Below are 19,558 nucleotides of genomic sequence, written 5' to 3'. Positions count from 1 at the left end.
ACCCCTTCATGATTAATCACTCTGGTGAGCATATGACAAAAGGGGAACCCTTATGCAGGGCTTAAATAATAAAGTCGCTATTGTCACCGGTGGAGCAACCAAAATTGGGGTAACCGTTGCCAGGATATTGAGTGAATATGGGGTTAAGGTCGCGATTTTTGATATTGATCAGGCAGGCGGGAAGAAAGCGGCCAGCCTGCAACCGGAATTGATCCGTTTCTGGCATGTCGATATCACTGACGACAAACAACTTTCTCAGGCAATACATGAGGTTGTTGCTTGTTATAACCGTTTGGACTACCTCATCAACCTTGCAGCCACTTATTTGGATAATGGTGCCGATGCTGGCCGTGAAACATGGCTGACTGCCTTGAATATTAATGTGATCAGTGCTGTTCGAACCGCTCAATTTGTCCGGCCTTACCTCATTGCTGCGGGAGGCGGTGCCATTGTTAACTTCACCAGCATTTCTTCCTCAATTGCCCAGACAGGCCGCTGGTTATATCCCGCTTCAAAAGCCGCGTTGCTGCAAATCACCCGCAGTATGGCAATGGAATATGCCGCTGACCACATCCGCGTTAATTCTGTTTCACCAGGGTGGACCTGGTCACGGGTTATGGATGAATTAACCCAAGGAAAGCGACAGAAAGCCAATAACGTTGCCGCAGATTATCACCTGCTTGGTCGTGTCGGTGATCCCGAAGAAATTGCGCAGGTCGTGGCATTTCTCCTATCAGATTTAGCGAGTTTTGTAACTGGTGCGGATTATGCCGTTGATGGTGGTTATTCAGCAATGGGACCTGAACAGGCGAAACCCGCTATTCCACGGTTGGCGGAATAGGTTCAGTTCCGCCATCCAAAACAAAAGAGGAAAATACTATGCGTCGTATCGCTATCGTCGGAGGTGGTCAGGCTGGACTGCCTCTGGCCCTTGGTCTGCTTGACAAGGGCTATCAAGTCACTGTGGCCACCAACCGCACGCCTGATGATGTTCGCCATGGTCGGGTTCTGTCGAGTCAGTGTATGTTCGATTCTTCTTTGCAGTTTGAACGTGATTTGGGTTTGAATCAGTGGGAAACGCAATGCCCGCCCGTTGAAGGAATTGGTTTCACCGTGCCACATCCCGAAATTCCCAATGACAAGGCCATTGAATGGAGTGCACGGCTTGATAAATATGCGCAAGCTGTCGATCAACGCATTAAGATGCCATTTTGGTTGGAATTATTTGTTTCTCATGGCGGTAATCTGGAAATTAGCGATGTGGGGGTTGCCGAACTGGAACGTCTGTCTGCCAATCATGAACTGGTCATTCTGGCGGGAGGAAAAGGGGAGATTGTAAAATTGCTGGAACGCGATGCTTCACGCTCACCATATGATACCCCGCGGCGCGCACTGGCATTGACCTATGTGAATGGTATGTTGCCAACGCCTGAATATTCCCGTGTTTCTTTTAACCTGATCCCGGGTGTAGGGGAATATTTCGTTTTTCCTGCCCTGACACTAAATGGTCCCTGCGACATCATGGTTTTTGAAGGTATTCCGGGTGGCGTAATGGATGGCTGGCAAGAGGCCAGAACACCACAGGAACATCTGGCCTATAGCAAGCAGATCCTCAAAACTTTTCTGCCGTGGGAGTCTGAACGTTGTAAGCATGTAGAGCTGACCGATGAAAATGGCATTCTGGCGGGACGTTTTGCACCAGTAGTGCGTAAGCCCGTGCTGACTTTGCCTTCTGGTCGCCAGGTTTTTGGTCTGGGGGATGCCGTGGTTACGAATGATCCGCTGACTGGGCAAGGTTCAAATAATGCAACAAAAGCCTGTAAAGTCTATTACGAAGCCATTCTTGCCCGTGGCGACCAACCGTTTACGGCTGAATGGATGAACGACACGTTTGAACAATTCTGGAAATATGGTCATTACGTTGTGGAATGGACAAACAGCCTTCTTATCCCACCAAAGCCACACGTTCTGGAATTATTAGGGGCAGCCCAACGTTTACCGACACTCGCCAGCACAATTGCCAATGCGTTCAACCATCCTCCGGTACTGTTCCCATGGTGGGAAAATGCCCATGCTTGTGAAGAATACATCCATTCACAGATGATTGAAGAAATTCGGGCATAAATGGAGGAAATAAACATGAGCGTAACTGCCCAGAATAACCAAATGCCGCTGTTTGATAGTGAATGGGGTGCAACCGAGTTTGAAACGAAAGCCTTGCGCGCGCTTTTGGGCAAATATCCGACAGGGGTTGCCATTGTTGCGACTCGCACTGCTGAGGGGCGTAATGTCGGATTGACCATCAACTCATTTGCTTCACTTTCACTGGAACCGCCTTTGGTGCTCTGGAGTTTGGTTAATCATTCACCTAATCTGTCTGTGTTCCGTGATTGCGAATATTTCACCATCAGCGTCCTGAGTTATGATCATCAGGAACTGGCCCTGCGTTTTGCCAGTTCGCGGGTAGAAAATAAATTTCAGGATATTCCGGTGCAGGAAACGCCAGAAGGTATTCCTTCGATTGGCGGAGCGATAGCGACACTGGTTTGTGCCAATCACCAGCAAACGCATCTTGGCGATCACTTGCTGGTGATTGGTCAGGTCAAACGAATTGCCAGTATTGAAGGTAAGCCATTGGTTTTTCATGGCGGCATGTTTACCGGTCTGCATGATGTTCACGGAATATGAAAAATGATTCTGTTGGCAAACATTCAGGAGAACATGATTAATGAATAGTCCGTTAAATGCGTTTGTCACGGCGTTAAATCAGGGCAGTGTGAAAATTATCGACCTTACGCAGACATTGACGCCGGATTTTCCGACCTTGCAGTTGCCTGAACAATTTGGACAAGTTTGGGCATTCAATATGGAGCGCATTTCTCACTATGACGAACATGGTCCGGGTTGGTACTGGAACAATTTTAGTTGTGGTGAGCATACCGGAACGCATTTTGATGCGCCGGTACATTGGGTAAGCGGTAAAGATCACCCGGATAACAGTGTCGATACCATTCCTTTGGATAATTTTGTCGCGCCTGCTGTGGTGGTGGATGCTAGTCAGCAGGTGGCACAGGATCCAGACTGGATATTGACGGTTGAGTTTTTACAGTCCTGGGAGGAACAGCATGGTCATATTCCTGCCGGTGCATGGTTGCTGTTCAGGACAGATTGGTCAAAACGGGCGGACGATCCGGCACGTTTTCTCAATATGCATGATGATGGTGCCCACACGCCAGGACCCAGTCAGGAAGCGGTGGAATGGTTGATCCATGAGCGGGATATTCGCGGCTTCGGGGTAGAAACCATTAATACGGATGCGGGCCAATCTTATGGCTGGCCAGTGGCATATCCCTGTCATACGTTGATGCACGGGGCGAATAAATATGGCTTGCAGTGCCTGAAAAATCTCGATTTATTGCCCCCCACGGGTGTGGTCATTATTGCAGCTCCCCTCAAGATTGACGGCGGTTCGGGAAGTCCGCTGCGTGTTCTGGCATTAGTTGAATCTTTCTCTGGAGCGATACCATGACAGCTCCCAGACCACAAGTGATCATTGTCGGCAGTGGCATCAACTCGTTGGTATGTGCCGCTTTGTTGGCAACATGGGGTAAATCAGTCCTGGTACTGGAGCGCAATGCAGTACCTGGCGGCTGTATTCGCACGGAAGAACTTTTTTCCGGTTATACCCATGATGTGCTCTCTTGCTGGTATCCGCTGTTTTTGGGCAGTCCAGCCTATCAGGAACTCAAACCTGCGCTGGAAAAGGCAGGTTTGGAATTTCTGCAAAGCGATTATTCAACGGGGTTGATCCAACCTAATGGCAAGGGAATTGCCTTAAAGCGGGATATTCTGGCCTCAGCCGTGCGGCTTGATGAAATTGCAATGGGTGACGGAGAGACATTGATTCGCATGGCACAGCAAATCCTCCATGATGATGCCGCGCTGATCTTTGGCTTATTAGGGCAAAATCCCTATGGTTTCGGGATACTCAAATTGCTGTTTTCTGAATGGCGCCAACGCGGTATTGATGGATTGAGTGAGTTTGTCGGCAGTTCGCTGGAAACTTTCCGGCGCTGGGCTGAACGTGAGTTACAGTCTGATTTCAGCCGCGCTCTGCTGGCGCCGTGGGTATTGCATACGGGATTGGGACCGGATGATGCCAGCTCCGCTCTGATAGGTAAGCTTACTTTTGCTGCTGTGGTTGCCGGTGGGATGCCAGTGGTAAAAGGTGGCAGTCTGCGCATTGTAGAAGCGCTAACAGGGATCATTGAGCAACACGGCGGCCAGATTATCACTCATGCTAACGTTGACCGTATCATCACCCAAGGACAGGGGAAAAAGCGCCGAGCTTCTGGTGTTATGGTTGCAGGACAGGTTTATCACGCCAGCGAGGCAGTGGTCTGCAATGTGACACCCCAACAGCTTTATGGTCACTTGCTGGATAAGGTTCCCGATACGCTCCTGCAACGGGCGCGGAACTATCGTTATGGGCGCGGGGGAATGCAGGTTCATTTTGCCTTGAACGCGCCACCACCGTGGTGTGAGCCTGAATTGTGCCGTGTCCCACTTGTCCATTTAACGGAGAGTATGGAACAAATCTGTTTGTCCGTGACACAGGCCAACAATGGTTATCTGCCAAGCCATCCGACACTTGCGATAGGGCAGCCAACCGTTCTTGATCCTTCCCGTGCCCCAAAGGACGGTTGGATTTTGTGGATTCAAATGCAGGAGTTGCCGACGCAGCTAAAAGGCGATGCGGCGGGAGAAATTCCTGTTCCCGCAGATGGCAAATGGAATGAGGTTATCCGCGAAGCAGTTGCGGATCGGGTACAGGCTCGTCTGGAAACGGTGATGCCGGGTTTTTCATCCTCAATTGTTGGCCGTAAAGCCTATTCTCCGGCGGATTTACAGGCATTGAACTGTAATTTATCAGGGGGCGATCCCTATTCAGGTATGTGTTCACCTGATCAATTTTTCTGGCTACGTCCGTTTGCTCCTGCGCAAGGTGCAAAGGCGAATCAAACACCTGTCAATAACGTGTTTCACATTGGGGCTTCAACCCATCCGGGTCCCGGATTAAGTGGGACTTCCGGCTATCTTGTCGCCCGCCGACTTGCGCGACGCTGATTAAGGTAGCCAATCATTTCATTTTTTATCAATTCATCTCTTACAGAGAGGAGGATTATATGACGTCAAAATTCAGACGGCTCTTTTATGCAGCGGTTTTATCACTGTCAGGTTTTTGGGCTATGGTAAGTCATTCCGCTATGGCAACAGAAGGTGGTGTTGGCGCTTATCCTGATGGTCTGGATAATTATTTGTCCGGTGCTTTACCGCCAGCAGGTGTTCATGCCCTGTTTTATGGTGGCAATATTCACTATAACAAGCTGAGGGGAAATCACGGCGATTTGATCCCTGTCCCTGGCTTTAAAGTCAATGTGAACGTCCTTGCCCCTCGGTTGGTTTGGGTGACTGAAAAGCAGGTCTTTGGCGGCCAACTGGCTTATCATGCTATCGTGCCATTATTGGATGTCATCGCTAACGCGGCTGGCAAACATGACAACAGCAAAGGGATAGGGGATATTACCTTTGGCCCCGCCCTGGGTTACCATCCCGCGCCAGATTTGGCTTATGTTATTGGCTTGAATATTAACGCGCCGACAGGCCACTATGACCGCAATGATCTTGCCAGTCTGGGAAAAAACTATTGGACAGCCCAGCCTGTTTGGGCGATCAGTTATTTCCCTGTTAACGGTATCAATGCAGATTTAAAAGTGATGTATGATGTCAACTTCCGTAACAAGGGCACCAAAACAACTTCCGGCCAGGCACTTCATGCAGATTATGCACTGGGTTGGGGATTTGGTAACGGTTTTGTCGCGGGCGTTGGCGGCTATGCTTTTCAGCAGGTCATTCATGATAATGGGTCAAATTCTGCACAGGGTAAAGCAAGGGCGGTGGGTTTTGGTCCTTCCATTCGCTATGCCAATGATAAAGGCTGGTTGGTTACTTTGAAGTGGCAAAAAGACTTTGTCGTCAGTAATCGCCCATCGGGTTCTCAAATTTTCTTAAAAGCGGCCATTCCATTTTAAGGATATACCTATTTATAGCGGGAGAGTAAATAACGTGGTTACAAATAAAAATAAACGCTGCTCAATAATATGAGTAGTGTTTATTTTTATAAATTAGTTACTCGAATAAATAATTACATTAAAATACAAAAAATTCGCAGTTATCCCTTCATTTATTATGATGAAAACTTGACCTGACTTTTCTTTGAATATATAAGTTTTGACTGGAAACAATCAATATTCTGAGATTAATAAAGGTCTTACGATGGGGACATAAAAATGTCAACGCTGATTCATTGTAATAAAGTTAACTTTAGTATTAATTCAAAGCCATTATTTAATCATCTCTCCATAACGATTAAAGAAAACGACAAAATTGCTTTAGTTGGCTATAACGGCACGGGAAAAACCCATTTACTTAAACTACTGGCAGGTATTGAAAAGCCGGATGATGGGGTCATCGAATATGCTAATGGTTTGAGATTGGAGATGGTATCTCAGTTTATTGACGACGCATTGCTTGAGATGACCTTGTTTGAATCTATCTCTCAGAAAGTAAAACAAATAGATGAATATGGTGATTATAAAGCAGTATCCATGCTTTATGATTTTGGTTTTCAGGATGCTGATTTTAATACAAAAGTTGCTGATCTCAGTGGTGGGCAAAAAACAAAATTGATGTTTGCCATGAGTGCGATTGTAGAACCCGATATTATTTTATTTGACGAACCCAGTAACCATTTGGATGCTAATACCCTGAGATTTTTCGAGGATTACTTTAATAAAAGTCTAAAGAGCGCGTTTATTATCGTTTCCCACGACCGAAATTTTCTGGATAACGTCACCAACCAGACGATTTTCTTGCGTGACCTACAATTGACGGCTTTTTCCCTGCCATTTAGCCAGGCATTTACTGCTTTGCAAGAAAAAGATGAAGCGGATGCTTTGCGTTTGAAAGCGGAAGAAAAGAATATTCAGCGCATACAGGAGAGTGCCAAGCGTTTGGCATTATGGGGAAAAATCTACGATAACGAAAAATTTGCCAGAAAAGCCAAATCGATGGAAAAACGGGTGGAAAAACTTGAAAAGAGTAAAACTAAAATAACTGAAGGGGAAACTTATCGATTATCGTTGGATGCCGACTCGATCAAATCGAAAAATATGTTGCAAATTGGGGAAAGATGGATTGACTATCACCAGGATGGACAGTTTAATCCTTTATTTTCAATTAATGGCTTATATATCCGCCCCGGAGATAGAATCGCCTTATTAGGTGATAATGGCGTGGGGAAATCTACCCTGATTCATACGCTGGTTGAGGACTATAACAAGGCCACAAATACCTTCTCCCCACAGTGTAATCTGGGTTATCTCGATCAGGAATTGGAAAAAATTCCGCTAAACGAATCGATCTTCGATGCAGTCAGAAATAACACGCCGAATATTGATGATATCACCTGTAAACAGCAACTGATTGCGGCAGGCTTTAAATATGCTGATTTTAACCAACTGGTGGGGCGATTAAGTGGTGGCGAACGTTCCCGATTAATGTTTTTGATCTTGAAATTAAATAAGCACAATTTCCTCATTCTCGATGAGCCAACAAACCATCTGGATATTTTTGGCAAAATGGAATTGGAGAATGAATTAATTAATAACGAGATGACAATATTAATCACTTCGCATGATAGGGCGTTTATCGATAACGTCGCCAATCGTTTTTGGTTGATTAAAAATGGCAAACTGGAAGAAATCACATCCAGTGAGGGGTATTATCAGTTTCTGAATGAAAAAATGATCCCTGATCAAAAAGCAGTAGTTAAGGATCAGGAAAGCGCCCTTGATGGGTCGGAAGTATTAGCCGATGAGGAAGAGATCCTGCAACGTATTGTGGTATTGGAGCAAAATCTGGCGCAGGATTTGGCAAGGAAACCGAAGCACCAGAAGCCGAAAAATCAGGAGAGCTGGAGAAAAGAAATCAAGAAGCTTTATGAAATGCTAGGATGAATTCATATGATTGACCGCGTTCCTAATGTGGGGCGCTTCATCATTGATGTGCCATGCTATAAAATCCCCTATCATTGACAGTCAGGAAATCAGCGATAATAGCAACCTTATCAAATTAGTCGGTCTGTAAGGTGCGCCAACAGATCCATCCTTTCATCAAAAATTGCCACGATTAACGCAGGAGCGCTTTACGTGGCAAACAAAATACGCCGGCCACGCTTAACTCATTGCATCTTTTAGGTTGTCTGAGTGACCAACCCATTAGCCATCATCAACGGCGATGTAGTGCGGAAAATCGTGGGCGTGCTATTGGTTTTGGTTATTCATTTTTTTAGCTCAGATTCATCTTCGTCCTGATCTATCATCGGCTTTCTCCACGTTAGTCCTCTTGCTCTTTAATTGCTTGAGTTTTCTCTTTATCGGTCATTTCCTGTTTCTTTTTCAATTTCTGCCAGATGCGGCTTTCCTGCCCTCGCCACAGGCGTTGAATATTATCGTGATGACGCACAAGTACCAGACATGACAGCATGGCAACGGGAAAAGTGAATTCAGGTTTGAACCACCAGACGTAGAAAGGTGCAATTAATGCACTGACGATGGCGCCCAATGAGGAATAGCCGCTTAGCAGCACTGTCAGTATCCATGTCCCCGCGATCAATCCCATTAGATCCCAACCGATGGCAGCAATGGCACCGAAAGCGGTTGCAACACCTTTCCCTCCCTTGAAATGAAAGAAGATGGGATAAATATGCCCCAGACAGGCAGCAATGGCGGTAATACCTAAATAAAACGGGGTAACGTTGAGTTTGTATGCCAGCCAAACCGGTATTAGTCCTTTCAGGACATCGCAAACCAGCACTGCCAATGCAGCCCATTTACCACCAATGCGCAGTACATTTGTTGCCCCAGGGTTGCCGGAACCATGCTGACGGGGATCGGGAAGCCCTGCCAAGCGGCAGATCAATATCGCGCTGGATATAGAGCCACATAAGTACGCGAAGATGATCATGCCAAGCGCGATTGCACTCATAAGATATCTCCAATGAATAAGGGTCGTTTTCTTAAGTCTAACAATGGATAATACGCACATTTCGTCGGAAGTGGTATCTGACGAACCGAAAAATGGGGAAAAGGTCGTGATGGATATCGTATTTATTGAAGAATTAACCGTAATTACCACTATTGGTGTTTATGACTGGGAACAAACAATTAAACAGAAATTAGTGTTCGATATCGAAATGGGATGGAACAACAAACTAGCTTCTTCCAGTGACAATGTTGAACACTGTCTGGATTATGCCAAGGTGAGTGAGGCCATTATTGATCATGTGTCAGGCCAACGTTTTGCGCTGGTCGAACGGGTTGCGGAAGAAGTGGCAGGCATCTTGCTGAACCAATTTCATTCTCCTTGGGTAAAAGTTAAGGTCAGTAAACCAGGTGCGGTTGCACACGCAAAAAGCGTAGGTGTAGTGATTGAGCGAAGTGCGAGCTAATTGAAAAAGCGTCCCCATTTAATTAATAGGTTGGGACGCTAAATTGATAGATAAACTTAATCAATCGATTGCTGTTTCCAGTCTGCGATGGCAATGTGTCGTTGACGTTCCAATTCTGTGCGAATCTTGGCACCCTGAAATCCACGTGCAATCACTTCCTGGACGCTGACTTGGTTGGCAATAGCAAACACTTTACGTAAATAATCAGCTTGTGGATAGGATGAAGTTTCTGTGCCTGCGTATCCACGATTGTCTGCTTCGCTACAGGTAATCAGTTGTTCAATGCGTTGTGGTTTGCGCCAGGCATCTACGGCATTAAACAAGCTCAGCAAGGTTTCTGGCGGTAATTGTTCTACGGTATGGACCCAATTGTGATATTGCGTCACAATCGTGGCTAAGTCGCGTGCCGAGTTGGGAATGCGTAGTCGTTCGCACATTTGTTTTAGTGGCATCATTTCGATATGGCTACATAGTGAAGCGAAGCGAATGTCTATCTCTTCGCTCAATTGGGTGGATATTTGCAAAACTCGCAATGAATGAAGCCCCTTATCATATGCAAGCAGGGAGATGCCAAACAGGTTATCAATCTCAGGAAAGAGTACAGCCAATGCTCCACAATCACGCAGAACCTGAAAGTAGACTTGTGGTGATTGTGAAGTGAGTGCCTTTTCAGTTTCTCGCCAAATACGTTCAGGAGTTAATGAGGACAATTCACCACCTGCGACCATTTTTGTAATGAGTACTCGCGTCTCTGTTGCAATTGAAAAACCCAGATGGGCAAAGCGAGCAGCAAAACGAGCCAAACGCAGCACACGTAATGGATCTTCTGCAAACGCAGGGGAAACATGGCGCAAGATACGATTTTTGAGATCATTTGCACCATGATGAGGATCGATTAATTCACCTTCACGAGTTTGTGCAATAGCGTTGATCGTTAAATCACGACGCAGCAGATCTTCTTCCAGCGTCACCTCGGGGGCGGCATAACAGGTAAAACCGGTATATCCCTGACCTGATTTCCTTTCAGTACGTGCCAACGCATACTCTTCATGGGTTTTAGGGTGCAGGAAAACAGGAAAATCTTTCCCAACTTGTTGATATCCCTGAGACAGTAGTTCCTCTGGCTTGCTGCCAACGACAACCCAGTCGCGTTCGGTAATGGGCAAACCCAGTAATTGATCGCGAACGGCGCCGCCAACCAAATAGACTTTCACTCTTGTTTCCTTAAATCAGCTCATCCAACGATCTTTCTTTTTTCGGCGAGGAATAATGTGTGGCAATATAAGCCCCAGAATCAGGCCAATTCCCGCAACTCCACCGCCATAGGCAAACCACTGCAAGATGATCTCTCTTTGCTTATCATCTAACTGCAAATTGGCAACTTCTACCTTTTTCTCAGCCACAGTTAATTTACTCTGGAGCTGGGCATTCTCTTTTTTCAGATCACTGATGATCTTATCGCTGTTTGCCACTTTGTTCTGCAATTCAGCGGTATGCTTATTCCACTTATCATCGATAGTGGTCAGATTCTCAGTCAGTGTTTTGATCTTTTGTTCCATTGCAGGAAGGCGTTCACGCAGGCTTGGAATAGCGCTAAGTTCACTTGCGAGTATCCAGCTTGTACGTCCTTTGCGATCCTGAATTTGCAGGAAACCATTATCTGATTTAGGGCTGACTAATATGACTTCTTCGCCGGCACTCAATGAGCCAATGATACGGTTTTTAGTGCTTGGGCCGCTATGAATGTAAGCTGATAACTCATCGGAAACATAGCGTTTTTCTTCAGCGTGTACGGATAATGGAAGAGTGAAACTCAATAACAAGATAAATAATCGATGTAGTTTTTGCATTCTGTGCTCAACTGTTCTCTGTGTATGGATCAATCAAGTATGGACTAATCGTAATTTAAACTACTCAAAGGATAGTAAAGAGTTAAGTTTGTGGGTGCAATCAGTAAACCAGAATGAATGCGGTATCAACTGGCCGAATACACGCCTTTTGAGGTTTTTTTTTGGCGAAGTGAATGTGATGTTTGTTGAGATAACACCCTATTGTGGTTTATTTTTCTCTTCTGTGAAAAGTTTTTCTTCTGTGAAAGAAAGTGTGAACAGGATTAAGCAAAAAATTCTGTAATATCCATTGAGGAATAAAAAAATATGAGTTCTGTAGAAATAGAATTGAAACTGTCAGTGAAGCCTGATGCGATACCGACAGTTCGCCAACAATTATTTCAGTTTCCTCATGATTACACTTCACCACAACACCTGACTAATATCTATTTTGAGACGCCTGATAATCAATTGCGGCGTTGGGATATGGGGCTGCGTATCCGTGGTTTTGACGGGCACTATGAGATGACCATCAAAACCGCAGGTAAAGTGATAGGCGGGTTACACCAACGTCCTGAATACAATATCCCTTTGTACCAACCTAAATTAGACCTGACATTGTTTCCCGACTATATCTGGCCTGAAAATACCGATCTCGCCTATCTACAGGCACAATTGACTGAATTATTCAGTACCGACTTTAACCGTGAAAAATGGCTTGTGACCTACGGCGAAAGCGAAATTGAAGTGGTCTTGGATCAGGGAACTATTTTTTCTGGCAATAAAGATTCAGGAGATCAAACGTCACCTATTTGTGAGTTTGAACTGGAACTAAAAAATGGAAATATCATTGATATTCTGTCATTGGCAAACAGACTTGCTTCGCAAAATGGCCTGCGTTTAGCAAATCAAAGTAAGGCGGCACGGGGATATGCGCTTGTTGATTTATCCCATAAGACATCACTAAAAGTACCAAAAGCGTTGGCATGGCAGCAGCCGTTGTCTGTGCTTTTGCCTGAAATCTTGGCGCAATGGCAGGAGCAAGAAGAACAATGGCTGGTGGGTTTGCCAGAAGGTAAAGCGGGATTGGCTCAGGTTTTGCAGTGGATGATAAAGTTGACTGAAAGACAAACTGAACGTTTACCGATCCTGAATTTATTGCTGGAATTAAAGGCGGCTTTATTCACGAACAATGCGGAGGCTGAAACATTGTGTTATAGCGCTTCTTGGTTGCAATGTAAGCTGGCATTAATGCAGTGGTTGCTGGCTCAGTCCCGATAATCCCTTAAAAAAACAGCCATAAGGAAAAACCAGTTATGCGGCCACTTCCATCACCTTTAACCCGACAATTACAGCATATCATTGCGAATCTTCCACCATTAGAGGGAACAATAACGCCCTTTTCATCTGCTGAACAGGCGGTGCTGTCATTGAGTGAGTTTGTGGCAGAAAACGTGTTATCACATCCTGCATGGCTAGAGGATATTCGCCAAAATCCCCCCCAACCGGAAGAGTGGCAACATTATTCTTATTGGCTGGAACAAGCGTTGCTGATGGTTCATGATGAAAATGGTTTGATGCGATGTTTACGTCTTTTCCGCCATCGGATACTGGTCAGGATTGCATGGTCACAGGCATTGCAAAGCAGTACGACAGAACAGACATTGCAGCAATTAAGCACGTTGGCTGAAACCTTGATTATAGCCGCCCGTGATTGGCTTTATCAGCGTTGTTGTCAGGATTGGGGAACGCCTGCCAATAGTGATGGAATGGCACAGCCACTGCTGATTTTGGGCATGGGAAAATTGGGCGGTGGAGAACTTAATTTTTCCTCTGACATTGACCTTATTTTTGCTTATCCAGAAAATGGTGTAACTCAGGGTGGGCGTCGAGAAATGGATAATTCACAGTTCTTTACCCGATTAGGGCAGAAATTAATTAAGGCACTGGATCAACAAACCATAGACGGATTTGTTTATCGTGTTGATATGAGATTACGTCCATTTGGTGACAGTGGCCCTTTGGTGTTCAGTTTTCCGGCATTGGAAGATTATTATCAGGAGCAAGGGCGTGACTGGGAACGTTATGCTTTGGTGAAAGCGCGCATTTTGGGCAATGATGATCAGGTTTATTGTCAGGAACTGCGTCAGATGTTGCGACCGTTTGTCTTCCGCCGTTATATCGATTTTAGTGCAATTCAAGCCTTGCGTAATATGAAAGGCATGATTGAGCGGGAAGTCCGTCGTCGAGGATTAAAAGACAATATTAAATTAGGCGCAGGTGGAATTCGTGAAATTGAGTTTATCACTCAGGTTTTTCAGCTTATCCGTGGAGGAAGGGAGCCGAGCTTGCAATCCTGTTCTTTGTTGCCGACATTGAAGGCTATCGATGATTTGGCTTTATTGCCAACGGAACAGTTAAAGCAGCTTAAAGAAAGTTACCTGTTTTTACGTCGGCTTGAAAACCTGCTGCAATCTATTCATGACCAACAAACGCAAACTTTACCGGATAATGAGTTGGATCGTGCCCGTCTCTCTTGGGGCATGAATTTTGCCAATTGGGATGAACTGATGGCAGAAACCGAACGCAAAATGGGTGCGGTGCGAAGTATTTTCCAACAGTTGATTGGCGATGAAGAAGAGCATAGTGAAGAGTCCGGCCATATCCTGTTCAAGAGCTTATGGCAGGAAGCTTTGAATACAGATGAACTTATCGCATTGATTCCTCATCTTGATAAAGAAAAAGCGCGTAAAGTGCTTGATGTAATGATGCTTTTTCGTCAGGACGTCAGTAAGCGCACCATTGGCCCACGGGGAAGGGATGTGCTTGACCAGTTGATGCCACGCCTGTTAGCAAAAATTGCAGCCAGGGAAGATGCCGATATCGTTTTGGCGCGGATTACTTCCCTGTTGCTCAGTATCGTCAGCCGCACGACTTATTTGGAGCTGATACTGGAATCAGAACAAGTCATGATTCATGTTATCCGGCTCTGTGCTGCTTCTCCAATGATCGCCAGCCAGCTTGCCCGTCATCCGTTGTTGCTGGATGAGCTACTCGATCCCAAATCGCTGTATCAACCGTTGCCGATGGACGCTTATCGTGATGAGCTTTATCAATATTTATTGCGGCTCCCTGAGGATGATGAAGAGCAATTGTTAGAGGCTTTACGTCAATTTAAGCAGGCACAACTATTGCGGATCGCAGCAGAAGATATTGCGGGTGTCTTGCCTGTGATGAAAGTAAGTGATCATCTGACTTATCTGGCGGAGGCCATTATTGAGGCTGTTGTAAGGCTGGCGTGGAACCAAATGGTAAAACGCTATGGCGCTCCCGCTCATTTATCCCAGCGGCAGGGGTTGGGCTTTGCCATTATTGGTTATGGCAAATTAGGGGGCTGGGAGCTCGGTTATGGCTCTGATTTGGATCTGGTGTTCTTGCTGGATTGCCCAATGGGAGTGATGACAGACGGTGCCCGTTCCATTGAGGCTCGCCAATTTTATTTACGCCTTACTCAACGCATCCTGCATTTGTTCAGTACCCGAACTGTGTCGGGGGTATTGTATGAAGTTGATGCCCGTTTGCGGCCATCCGGTGAATCGGGCATGTTGGTCAGTACCCTTGAAGCCTTTGATGATTACCAAAAAAATGAAGCGTGGACCTGGGAACATCAGGCGTTAGTTCGTGCACGCATGGTTTTCGGTGATGAGAAAATGCGACGTGATTTTGAACGCATTCGCCGTGAAACATTATGCCTTCCCCGCGATCCTGATCTTTTGCGTCAACAGGTGCGTGAGATGCGAGAAAAAATGCATCGGCATCTGGGCAGTCATCAGCAAGATCAATTTGATATCAAAGCTGATCCGGGGGGGATCACGGATATTGAATTTATTGCTCAGTATCAGGTGCTGCGTTATGCACCAGAAAATATCAGGCTGACTCGCTGGTCTGATAATGTGCGAATTTTCGAATTAATGGCGCAGCATAATATTATGGACGAGCAGGAGGCGATGGCGCTGACGCAGGCTTACATTACCATGCGTGATGAATTGCATCATTTAGCGTTGCAAGCGTTATCCAGCCGAGTTTCTGCCGGATATTTCAGCCAGCAGCAAACATTGGTACGTGATAGCTGGCAAAAATGGTTAGAGTATCGCTGCTGATGAAGTTGCTTTTCCTGAGCGAGTTTGCTGGCACTAAGTTTGGTTATGGTAATATCCGCAACAATTTATTTTGATATTTGGAGCATGGGATGAAAGTAACACTCCCTGATTTTCACCGCGCAGGTGTTTTGGTTGTTGGCGATGTTATGTTAGATCGCTACTGGTACGGGCCAACCAGCCGCATTTCACCGGAAGCACCCGTTCCGGTGGTTAAGGTAGAAACCATCGAAGAGCGTCCTGGCGGTGCAGCTAACGTAGCCATGAATATTGCTTCTTTGGGGGCGAATTCACGTTTGGTTGGTTTAACGGGCATTGATGATGCAGCGCGGGCATTGAGTGAGAAACTCAGTAGTGTGAAAGTCCGTTGTGATTTTGTTTCTGTCCCAACTCATCCAACGATTACGAAACTGCGTGTTTTATCGCGTAATCAGCAATTGTTGCGTCTGGATTTTGAAGAGGGCTTCCAGAATGTAGATGCTCAACCGTTGTTGGAAAAAATTCAACAATCTTTGCCTCATATTGGCGCGTTAGTACTGTCGGATTACGCTAAAGGTGCGCTAAGCCAGATTCAGGCTATGATTAAGCTCGCCAATGAAGCAAATGTTCCTGTGCTGATCGATCCAAAAGGTAGCGATTTCAGCCGCTATCGTGGTGCAACATTGCTAACGCCAAATATGTCAGAGTTTGAAGCCGTTGTAGGACACTGTCAGGATGATGATGATTTAGTGCAGAAAGGCACGAAGCTGGTACAGGATTTGGCGCTGCAAGCGCTGTTGATCACTCGTTCTGAACGAGGCATGAGTCTATTGCGGGTTGGGCAGCCCCCCCTGCATTTGCCGACTCAGGCACAGGAAGTTTTTGATGTCACTGGCGCAGGAGACACGGTGATAGGTGTATTGGCAACGGCATTAGCCGCTGGCAAGCCGTTAAACGAAGCCTGTTACCTTGCCAATGCGGCTGCGGGAGTGGTGGTTGGCAAATTAGGAACGTCCACTGTGTCGCCGGTTGAGCTGGAAAATGCGGTGCGTGGACGTGCAGAAACCGGATTTGGCCTAATGAGTGAAGCCAAACTGACAGAAGCTGTTGCACAGGCGCGCCAGCGTGGTGAACGGATTGTCATGACGAATGGTTGTTTTGATATCCTCCATGCGGGGCACGTTTCTTACCTGTCTAACGCGCGTAAATTGGGGGATCGTTTGATCGTTGCTGTCAATAGTGATGCATCCACTAAGCGCCTGAAAGGGGAAACCCGTCCGGTGAATCCGCTGGAACAACGTATGACTGTGTTATCAGCGCTGGAATCTGTGGACTGGGTTGTGGCATTCGAGGAAGATACGCCGCAGCGCTTAATCGCGGATATCCTGCCGGATATTTTGGTCAAAGGGGGTGATTACAAGCCCGAAGAGATTGCCGGTAGTGAAGAGGTTTGGGCTGCGGGTGGCGAGGTTAAGGTATTAAACTTCGAAGATGGTATTTCCACAACCAATATCATTAAAACCATTAAGAGCCAGTAAGTTTGGCATCATGTGCCGTTATGCTTTTTGGTGCATAGCGGCATATCACCTCACGCAATTGTCTTTATAGCCTTTCCTCTTGCCACATTATTCAGTCTGCTGAGTCTTCTTGTCTGCTTCTTCAAGGCGAGCTTCTAATTCATTCAAGCGTTGTTCCATTGCCACCAGTTTTTCACGGGTGCGCAACAAGACTTGTGTCTGTACATCAAATTCTTCGCGGTTAACAAGATCCAACTTGCTCAACTGGGATTGCAAAACAGCACGCAATTTTTTTTCCACATCATCACCAAATTCTTTGACACCTTTCGGCATGGCGTTGTGGAGTTGGCGGGCTACTTGTTCAATTTTCTTTGGATCAAGCATAATAATTATCCTTTATATAATATAAATGTGTTTTATAGCGCATGTTTTATAGCGTAATGGTATTGGCAGTATTTTAATACCCTATGATGAAAGCATAAATGATTGAGAGCCAGGTTTCATATTTGATTTTGCTGATTGCTCCGGCCGATTATTAGCGCTATAGTGAAATTGTTTATCTCAGGGCAGGGTGAAAGTCCCTACCGGCGGTAAGGTAAAATGTCGAATAATCATTTTATGCAGCCCGCGAGCGCTCTGTTTGTCATTATCCCTTTGTTATTTGGGGATAAAACAGAGGTCAGCAGATCCAGTGTGATTCTGGAGCCGACGGTGATAGTCCGGATGGGAGAGAATAACAGCATCCATCGAGTGTTTGCGCTCGTCTGTTGTTTCTGTTGCCATATTTTTGTGCAGCACGAACTCCTCAAAATTGCCCTGATTCTGGTAATCCATACATTTAAAGAGGTTTCTTTACCATGAATCAGACGCTACTTTCCTCATATGGGACGCCATTTGAACGTGTTGAACGTGCGCTTGCTGCTTTGCGTGCGGGTCAGGGCGTGATGGTATTGGATGACGAAAATCGTGAAAATGAAGGTGACATGATTTTCGCCGCTGAAACAATGACGGTAGAGCAAATGGCATTAACTATCCGCCACGGTAGTGGAATTGTTTGCCTGTGCTTGACTGAAGAGCGCCGTCAGCAGTTAAAACTGCCGATGATGGTGGAAAACAATTCAAGCCAATATCAAACCGCTTTCACCGTCTCAATTGAAGCTGCACAAGGCGTGACAACCGGTGTGTCTGCGGCAGATCGCATCACCACGATCCAAGCCGCTATTGCAGATGACGCACAACCCAGTGATCTGAGCCGACCTGGACACGTTTTTCCTCTGCGCGCGCAATCGGGCGGGGTTTTAACCCGTCGTGGTCATACCGAAGCGACTATTGACTTGGTCAAAATGGCGGGGTTCAAACCAGCGGGAGTGTTATGTGAATTGACGAATGACAATGGGTCAATGGCTCGCGCTCCTGAAGTGATTGAATTCGCAAAGCAACATAATATGCCAGTAGTTACTATCGAGGATTTGGTAGATTACCGTTTAAAAATGGCAAAGGCAGCCAGTTAACGGGGTTTAAAAGGGGCCCTGAATAATACTGGGAGACACGCATGTACTTTGAAAGGCTACAGTCCACACCCTGTAGCTTTTCAATATTTCTAAGGCACTTCATCATTTTTGATTGACGATATTCAAGGAAGGAATGTCTTAATCCTGTCATAATTTTCTTATCATAATCCGAATTCATTATTCGAATGTTTAATTTGCTGTATAAGGGGCGAAAATGAGTCTCCTGAGAATGCCTGCTCTGTTCATTGGTCATGGCAGTCCAATGAATGCCATTGAAGATAACTGTTACTCACGTGCTTGGTTTGAACTGGGGAAGAAATTACCTAGACCAAGGGCGATTCTGGTGATTTCTGCGCACTGGTACACGGATGGTACCGCCGTGACCACGATGACACAGCCCAGAACTGTCCACGATTTTGGTAACTTTCCCAGAGAATTGCATGAAAAACAGTATCCGGCTAAAGGTTTTCCTGAACTGGCTGTATTAGTACAGGATATTCTTGAGCCGACTGAGGTCGAAACTGATTTTGAAAAATGGGGATTGGATCATGGATCTTGGGGAATATTGGCAAAAATGTATCCTGATGCCGATATTCCGGTTGTCCAACTGAGCATGGATCGCAATCAACCTGCATCTTTTCATTATGAAATAGGTAAAAAACTAACATTACTGCGAGACGAAGGTGTTTTGATCATGGGGAGCGGGAATATTGTACATAACCTGTCAGCCACAAAACTGGGGGCAACAGCTTTTCCCTGGGCACTCTCTTTTGAGCAGTTTGTGCGTGAAAGTTTAACTAGTCTGGAAGAGCCTCATCCTCTGTTTAATGCCTTAGACAGGGAAGATGGTCAATTGTCTAACCCAACACCGGAACATTTCCTGCCATTGTTGTATGTGATGGGGACATGGAATAAAAAAGAGCCAATTTCAACGCCAGTTGAAGGGATTGAAGACGGCTCTTTAAGTATGCTATCGATTCAGATTGGTTGATTG

General features: G+C 45.8%; 17 protein-coding genes and 1 riboswitch. Of the genes, 13 read left to right on the top strand and 4 right to left on the bottom strand.

The features are described from left to right. Positions 1-52 precede the first annotated feature (52 nt). The 7 genes from ACE1SE_RS16570 to ACE1SE_RS16540 all read left to right on the top strand — a co-directional run bounded on the left by ACE1SE_RS16570 (position 53) and on the right by ACE1SE_RS16540 (position 8,078). The gene (locus tag ACE1SE_RS16570) at positions 53-841 is read left to right on the top strand and encodes an SDR family oxidoreductase (RefSeq protein WP_374051806.1); all 789 of its coding nucleotides are present in this window, start codon (positions 53-55) and stop codon (positions 839-841) included. A gap of 38 nt (positions 842-879) precedes the next feature. Continuing rightward, the gene (locus ACE1SE_RS16565) at positions 880-2,124 is read left to right on the top strand and encodes a styrene monooxygenase/indole monooxygenase family protein (protein ID WP_374051805.1); all 1,245 of its coding nucleotides are present in this window, start codon (positions 880-882) and stop codon (positions 2,122-2,124) included. Between the two features lie 15 nt (positions 2,125-2,139). Then, positions 2,140-2,688 carry a flavin reductase family protein gene (locus ACE1SE_RS16560; protein WP_374051804.1) on the top strand — a complete coding sequence of 183 codons (549 nt, stop codon included), beginning with the start codon at positions 2,140-2,142 and terminating at the stop codon, positions 2,686-2,688. A 40-nt stretch (positions 2,689-2,728) separates the two neighbouring features. After that, positions 2,729-3,529 carry a cyclase family protein gene (locus ACE1SE_RS16555; protein ID WP_374051803.1) on the top strand — a complete coding sequence of 267 codons (801 nt, stop codon included), beginning with the start codon at positions 2,729-2,731 and terminating at the stop codon, positions 3,527-3,529. After that, the gene (locus ACE1SE_RS16550) at positions 3,526-5,127 is read left to right on the top strand and encodes a phytoene desaturase family protein (RefSeq protein ID WP_374051802.1); all 1,602 of its coding nucleotides are present in this window, start codon (positions 3,526-3,528) and stop codon (positions 5,125-5,127) included. Before ACE1SE_RS16555 ends, ACE1SE_RS16550 begins: the two co-directional genes overlap by 4 nt. A 59-nt stretch (positions 5,128-5,186) precedes the next feature. After that, on the top strand, positions 5,187-6,092 hold the full coding sequence (locus ACE1SE_RS16545) for a SphA family protein (RefSeq protein WP_374051801.1): 906 nt from the start codon (positions 5,187-5,189) through the stop codon (positions 6,090-6,092). Positions 6,093-6,350: 258 nt separating this feature from the next. After that, positions 6,351-8,078, top strand: coding sequence for an ABC-F family ATP-binding cassette domain-containing protein (locus tag ACE1SE_RS16540; protein WP_374051800.1), 1,728 nt, complete (start codon positions 6,351-6,353; stop codon positions 8,076-8,078). 379 nt (positions 8,079-8,457) lie between these two features. On the opposite strand, the gene plsY is transcribed toward ACE1SE_RS16540, so the two are convergent. Then, positions 8,458-9,108: a glycerol-3-phosphate 1-O-acyltransferase PlsY gene (plsY, locus tag ACE1SE_RS16535; protein ID WP_374051799.1), complete on the bottom strand. Its 651-nt coding sequence runs from the start codon at positions 9,106-9,108 to the stop codon at positions 8,458-8,460. A gap of 109 nt (positions 9,109-9,217) precedes the next feature. Between plsY and folB the strand changes: the two genes are divergently transcribed. Further along, positions 9,218-9,571, top strand: a complete 354-nt coding sequence (gene folB / locus ACE1SE_RS16530; protein WP_374053701.1) for a bifunctional dihydroneopterin aldolase/7,8-dihydroneopterin epimerase — start codon at positions 9,218-9,220, stop codon at positions 9,569-9,571. Positions 9,572-9,627: 56 nt separating this feature from the next. Here folB and ACE1SE_RS16525 read toward each other — a convergent pair whose 3' ends face one another. Both ACE1SE_RS16525 and ACE1SE_RS16520 read right to left on the bottom strand, forming a co-directional pair. Continuing rightward, positions 9,628-10,785: a multifunctional CCA addition/repair protein gene (locus ACE1SE_RS16525; RefSeq protein WP_374051798.1), complete on the bottom strand. Its 1,158-nt coding sequence runs from the start codon at positions 10,783-10,785 to the stop codon at positions 9,628-9,630. Between the two features lie 15 nt (positions 10,786-10,800). Further along, a complete protein-coding gene (locus ACE1SE_RS16520; RefSeq protein WP_374051797.1) occupies positions 10,801-11,421 on the bottom strand; it encodes a TIGR04211 family SH3 domain-containing protein in 621 nt (206 codons plus the stop codon). A gap of 306 nt (positions 11,422-11,727) precedes the next feature. Between ACE1SE_RS16520 and ACE1SE_RS16515 the strand changes: the two genes are divergently transcribed. From ACE1SE_RS16515 to hldE, 3 genes are all read left to right on the top strand, one after another. Continuing rightward, a complete protein-coding gene (locus ACE1SE_RS16515) occupies positions 11,728-12,681 on the top strand; it encodes a CYTH domain-containing protein (RefSeq protein ID WP_374051796.1) in 954 nt (317 codons plus the stop codon). A 35-nt stretch (positions 12,682-12,716) separates the two neighbouring features. Beyond that, positions 12,717-15,560, top strand: coding sequence for a bifunctional [glutamate--ammonia ligase]-adenylyl-L-tyrosine phosphorylase/[glutamate--ammonia-ligase] adenylyltransferase (gene glnE / locus ACE1SE_RS16510; protein ID WP_374051795.1), 2,844 nt, complete (start codon positions 12,717-12,719; stop codon positions 15,558-15,560). A gap of 89 nt (positions 15,561-15,649) precedes the next feature. Then, a complete protein-coding gene (hldE, locus tag ACE1SE_RS16505) occupies positions 15,650-17,074 on the top strand; it encodes a bifunctional D-glycero-beta-D-manno-heptose-7-phosphate kinase/D-glycero-beta-D-manno-heptose 1-phosphate adenylyltransferase HldE (RefSeq protein ID WP_374051794.1) in 1,425 nt (474 codons plus the stop codon). An 87-nt stretch (positions 17,075-17,161) separates the two neighbouring features. Here the strand turns inward: hldE and ubiK are convergent, their stop codons facing one another. Further along, positions 17,162-17,437: a ubiquinone biosynthesis accessory factor UbiK gene (ubiK, locus tag ACE1SE_RS16500; RefSeq protein ID WP_374051793.1), complete on the bottom strand. Its 276-nt coding sequence runs from the start codon at positions 17,435-17,437 to the stop codon at positions 17,162-17,164. Between the two features lie 169 nt (positions 17,438-17,606). Beyond that, positions 17,607-17,792: riboswitch (FMN riboswitch) on the top strand. 118 nt (positions 17,793-17,910) lie between these two features. Here ubiK and ribB point away from each other — a divergent pair. Both ribB and ygiD read left to right on the top strand, forming a co-directional pair. Further along, positions 17,911-18,564 (top strand): 3,4-dihydroxy-2-butanone-4-phosphate synthase, encoded by a 654-nt coding sequence (ribB, locus tag ACE1SE_RS16495; RefSeq protein ID WP_374051792.1) that lies wholly within the window; start codon positions 17,911-17,913, stop codon positions 18,562-18,564. Between the two features lie 214 nt (positions 18,565-18,778). Then, on the top strand, positions 18,779-19,555 hold the full coding sequence (gene ygiD, locus ACE1SE_RS16490; RefSeq protein ID WP_374051791.1) for a 4,5-DOPA-extradiol-dioxygenase: 777 nt from the start codon (positions 18,779-18,781) through the stop codon (positions 19,553-19,555). Positions 19,556-19,558: the final 3 nt, after the last annotated feature.

This window comes from Xenorhabdus taiwanensis (assembly GCF_036512875.1).
Lineage (GTDB): Bacteria > Pseudomonadota > Gammaproteobacteria > Enterobacterales > Enterobacteriaceae > Xenorhabdus > Xenorhabdus taiwanensis.
The sequence above is the reverse complement of the archived record's forward strand: the minus strand, read 5'-3'. Positions and strand labels throughout refer to the sequence as shown.